Below are 3,861 nucleotides of genomic sequence, written 5' to 3'. Positions count from 1 at the left end.
CACAAGGCCACCGCACCTTTGTGGTGAGCTGGCGCAACCCCGATGCCGAAATGGCCCAGAAAACCTGGGACGACTACGTCGAAGACGGCGTGATCGAAGCCATCAGCGTGGTGCAGCAAGTCACCGGTGCCGAGCAGGTCAATGCGCTGGGCTTTTGCGTGGGCGGCACCTTGCTCAGCAATGCCCTGGCCGTGCTGGCCGCGCGCGGGCGTGAGCCAGTGGCCAGCGCCACCTTCCTGACGTCGCTGCTGGACTTCACCGACACCGGCATTCTGGATGTGTTCATTGACGAGACGTCGGTCAAGTTCCGTGAAATGCAAATGGGCAAGGGCGGTCTGCTCAAAGGCCAGGAACTGGCGTCCACCTTCAGTTTTCTGCGACCCAATGACCTGGTATGGAACTACGTGGTGGGCAACTACCTCAAGGGCGAAACCCCGCCGCCGTTTGACCTGCTGTACTGGAACAGCGACAGCACCAACCTGCCCGGGCCGTTCTATGCCTGGTACCTGCGCAACATGTACCTGGAAAACAACCTCATCCAGCCGGGCAAGCTGACCGTCTGCGGTGAAAAAATCGACCTCGGGCTGATCGATATTCCGGTGTACATCTACGGCTCGCGCGAAGACCACATCGTGCCCATCAACGGCGCTTACGCCAGCACCCAGGTACTGCCCGGTGAGAAACGCTTTGTCATGGGCGCATCGGGCCACATTGCTGGCGTCATCAACCCACCGGCCAAAAACAAGCGCAGCCACTGGACGCGCGAGGATGGCGAACTGCCCGACACGCTGGAGGCCTGGCTGGAAGGCGCCCAAGAGCACAAAGGCAGCTGGTGGACGGACTGGAGCAACTGGCTGCAAGCCCACGCTGGCAAACAAATTGCTGCACCCAAAACCTACGGCAAAGGTGTCAAGTTCAAAGCCATTGAGCCTGCCCCTGGCCGCTACGTGAAACAAAAAGCCTGAGCCCGTACTTTTCTTCAATTTTCGACAACAAGGATCGCACCATGGAAGACATCGTTATCGTTTCCGCCGCACGCACGGCTGTTGGCAAATTTGGCGGCGCACTGGCCAAGGTGCCTGCCACCGAACTGGGCAGCATCGTGATCAAAGAAGCCCTGGCACGCGCCCGTGTGGGCCTGGACCAGGTGGGTGAAGTCATCATGGGCCAGGTGCTGACCGCTGGCGTGGGCCAGAACGCTGCGCGCCAGGCCATGCTCAAAGCCGGTGTGGCCAAGGAAACCCCCGCCATGACCATCAACGCCGTGTGCGGATCGGGCCTCAAGGCCGTGATGCTGGCGGCCCAGGCCGTGGCCACGGGTGACAGCGAGATCGTGGTCGCCGGTGGCCAGGAAAACATGAGCGCCAGCCCCCACGTGCTGAACGGTTCGCGCGACGGCCAGCGCATGGGTGACTGGAAAATGCAGGACACCATGATCGTCGATGGCCTGTGGGACGTGTACAACCAGTACCACATGGGCATCACCGCTGAAAACGTGGCCAAGCAATACGGCATCACGCGCGACATGCAAGATGCTCTGGCCCTGGCCAGCCAGCAAAAGGCCGCTGCCGCGCAGGACGCCGGCAAGTTTGTCGATGAAATCGTGGGCGTGAGCATTCCCCAGCGCAAAGGTGACCCCGTCGTCTTCAACGCCGATGAATACCTCAACCGCAAAACCAGCGCCGACGTGTTGGCAGGCCTGCGCCCCGCGTTTGACAAAGCGGGCACCGTGACCGCTGGCAACGCCTCGGGCATCAACGACGGTGCTGCCGCCGTGGTGGTGATGACTGCCAAAAAAGCCGCTGCCCTGGGCCTGACGCCCCTGGCCCGCATTGCCGCCTACGGCACCAGCGGCCTGGACCCCGCCATCATGGGCATGGGCCCTGTCTCGGCCACCCGCAAGGCATTGCAGCGCGCAGGCTGGAGCGCTGCCGACATCGACCTGTTCGAGTTGAACGAGGCTTTTGCCGCCCAGGCCTGTGCTGTCAACCAGGAGCTGGGCATTGACCCCGCCAAGGTCAACGTCAACGGTGGTGCCATCGCCATCGGTCACCCTATCGGCGCATCGGGCAACCGCATTCTGGTGACGCTGCTGCACGAAATGCAGCGCCGTGACGCCAAGAAGGGTCTGGCCGCGTTGTGTATTGGCGGCGGTATGGGCGTGGCGCTGGCTCTGGAGCGCTAAGCCAAGCCCCCAACGGGTGCAAAGGAGTGGCGCGCTGGTGCGCTGAGTCCGTCTTTGCACCCACCCCTTGGGGTTTTCTGCCGCGCTGTTGCGCGGCTTTTTTCGTGGGATTTTCAAAGGCAGTGCATTTACACTGGGTCACCCCATGAACACCACATTTTTTGCCCAACCCTTTGAACCCGTAGGCTGCAATGTCTGCCGGGACAAGAGCCAGTTGCCATTCGACTTCACCATGGCGTTCCAACCCATCATGGATCTGGTCGAAGAGCGCCCCTTTGCCTACGAGGCACTGGTGCGCGGTGTCAATGGCGAATCAGCGGCCACGGTGTTGGGCTGGGTCGATGATTCCAACCGCTACCGTTTTGACCAGGCTTGCCGCGTCAAGGCGATTGAACTGGCGGCGCGGCTCCATCTGGCTGCGCTGCCAGGTTGCCGTTTGAGCATCAATTTTTTGCCCAATGCGGTGTACCGCGCCGAAACCTGCATCCGTGCCACCATGGAAGCAGCGCACAACTTCAGTTTTCCGCACGACCGCATCATGTTTGAAGTGACCGAGGGCGAACAAGTCACCAACGGCGCGCACCTGAAGGCCATCTTCAACGAGTACCGCCGCCAGGGCCTGATCACCGCCATTGATGATTTTGGCGCGGGCTATGCGGGCCTGAACATGCTGGTGCAGTTCCAGCCGCACGTAATCAAGCTCGATATGGAGCTGATCCGCAATATCCACCAAGACCCCGTGCGCCAGGCCATTGTGTGCGGCATTGCCCTGGTGTGTGACAAGCTGCAGATTGACTTGGTGGCCGAAGGGGTAGAGACCGTGCAGGAGTCGCAGTACCTGAGTTCGGTAGGCGTTCGCTACCAGCAGGGTTACTGGTTTGCCCGCCCCGCCTGGGAAGCACTGCCGCTGTCTTGAGCACCCCCACTGTTGTCGGAACCCTCACATACAGGCGATAAAAAATACCGCACTACAGTGTTTTCCTGCACTGCTGCATCACAAATCTTGGTTAAAGTGATAGCAACAAGAATCTGCAACAAGGAGAACGAGAATGAGCCAAAGAGTAGCGTACGTCACTGGTGGCATGGGTGGCATTGGAACGGCCATCTGCCAGCGCCTGCACCAAGAGGGTTTCAAGGTCATCGCCGGCTGCGGCCCCACGCGCGACCATGCCAAGTGGCTGGCCGAGCAAAAAGAGCTGGGCTACACCTTCTACGCTTCGGTGGGCAACGTGGGCGATTGGGACTCTACCGTCGAGGCGTTCTCCAAAGCCAAGGCCGAGCACGGCAGCATTGACGTGCTGGTGAACAACGCCGGTATCACCCGCGACCGCATGTTCCTGAAGATGACCCGCGAAGACTGGGATCAGGTCATCGAAACCAACCTCAACAGCATGTTCAATGTCACCAAGCAAGTGGTGGCCGACATGGTGGAAAAAGGCTGGGGCCGCATCATCAACATTTCGTCGGTCAACGGTGAAAAAGGCCAGTCGGGCCAGACCAACTACTCGGCTGCCAAGGCGGGTATGCACGGCTTCTCGATGGCCCTGGCACAAGAAATGGCCACCAAGGGCGTAACGGTCAACACCGTCAGCCCTGGCTACATCGGCACTGATATGGTCAACGCCATCCGCCCCGATGTGCTGGAGAAGATCATCGCCACCGTGCCCGTCAAGCGC

At 60.6% G+C, this 3,861-nt stretch carries 4 protein-coding genes; all 4 read left to right on the top strand.

Annotated elements, in window-relative coordinates; all coding sequences use genetic code 11:
* The coding region (locus tag PHX69_RS15640) for an alpha/beta fold hydrolase (protein WP_288044995.1) at nt 1-965 on the top strand (965 nt) is incomplete at its 5' end.
* A 41-nt stretch (nt 966-1,006) separates the two neighbouring features.
* A complete protein-coding gene (locus PHX69_RS15635) occupies nt 1,007-2,185 on the top strand; it encodes an acetyl-CoA C-acetyltransferase (RefSeq protein WP_288044993.1) in 1,179 nt (392 codons plus the stop codon).
* A gap of 145 nt (nt 2,186-2,330) precedes the next feature.
* Complete coding sequence (locus PHX69_RS15630; RefSeq protein ID WP_288044991.1) at nt 2,331-3,101, top strand: EAL domain-containing protein; 771 nt, start codon at nt 2,331-2,333, stop codon at nt 3,099-3,101.
* Between the two features lie 133 nt (nt 3,102-3,234).
* Nucleotides 3,235-3,861, top strand: a 627-nt coding sequence (phbB, locus tag PHX69_RS15625; protein ID WP_288044989.1) for an acetoacetyl-CoA reductase, incomplete at its 3' end; no start/stop codon positions are given.

It is taken from the genome of Simplicispira sp. (assembly GCF_028687295.1).
In the GTDB taxonomy this organism is placed as follows: Bacteria; Pseudomonadota; Gammaproteobacteria; order Burkholderiales; family Burkholderiaceae_C; genus Simplicispira; species Simplicispira metamorpha.
Note: the sequence above shows the minus strand (reverse complement) of the source record. Positions and strands in the feature narration are given on the sequence as shown.

What these genes read in the sequence shown, in the direction of transcription:
- PHX69_RS15635 (WP_288044993.1), top strand. Translation starts at nt 1,007, where the DNA reads ATGGAAGACATCGTTATCGTTTCCGCCGCACGCACGGCTGTTGGCAAA.
- PHX69_RS15630 (WP_288044991.1), top strand. Translation starts at nt 2,331, where the DNA reads ATGAACACCACATTTTTTGCCCAACCCTTTGAACCCGTAGGCTGCAAT.